This window comes from Vibrio sp. 1727, assembly GCF_033344415.1.
GTDB lineage: Bacteria > Pseudomonadota > Gammaproteobacteria > Enterobacterales > Vibrionaceae > Vibrio > Vibrio alginolyticus.
This window is the reverse complement of sequence record NZ_JAWPOT010000329.1, coordinates 1-659: the sequence shown is the minus strand read 5'-3', so window position 1 is coordinate 659 and position 659 is coordinate 1. Positions and strand designations below refer to the sequence as shown.

The window sequence follows — 659 nt, the reverse complement described above, 5'->3', positions numbered from 1 at the left end:
CCATTTTCAGCGGATTCAATATGGTAATACTGCCATATTGCAGCCTAAGAATGTTCGAGTTTTCCAATTTCTTTAGTACCTTATGAACACTTTGTCGTGTTAGCCCCATCATGTTGGCGATGTGCTCACGAGTCACTTTCACTACACAAGACTGGGCACTTATAGGACGGTTATGTTGATATTCTGCCAGAAGCAATAATCGTCTGCCGATCCTCTCTTCTATACCGCGAATGGCGTCGTCTTCGATAACGGAAATAGCTGACCATAATCTGCGGCTGAGCAAATCCAGAATCACAGGGTAGCTTTGTGGATATTTGGCTAACAACTGCCGAAATTTATCGCCAGGTAGCTCTAATAGGGTTACGTCTGTATGAGCCGTTGCTCCGAAAATGCGTGGCATACCGGGTGAAAATACATTGTCGCCAAACCATCCTCCGGTTTCGAAAATCATCAAGGTGACTTCTTTTCCTTTGGAACTTATCGAGTTAACGCGTACAGATCCTTTGGCGATCACCATCAATGAAGAGTGCTGCGCGCCTTTACTGCAAATGAGTGCTTTTTCGTCGAAGTGTCGTGCGCGAACGATTTGTACTGCTTCGTTTATTCCTTCCACTGGCAAACCGGCTAAAACAGGGCATTGCAGCAACAACGATTTGATA

General features: G+C 45.2%; 1 protein-coding gene. It reads right to left on the bottom strand.

Annotation, left to right across the window (positions count from 1 at the left end; genetic code table 11):
* A partial coding sequence (locus R8O10_RS25545; RefSeq protein ID WP_318192000.1) for a Crp/Fnr family transcriptional regulator occupies positions 1-658 on the bottom strand: 658 nt, incomplete at its 3' end.
* Between the last annotated feature and the right edge of the window lies 1 nt (position 659).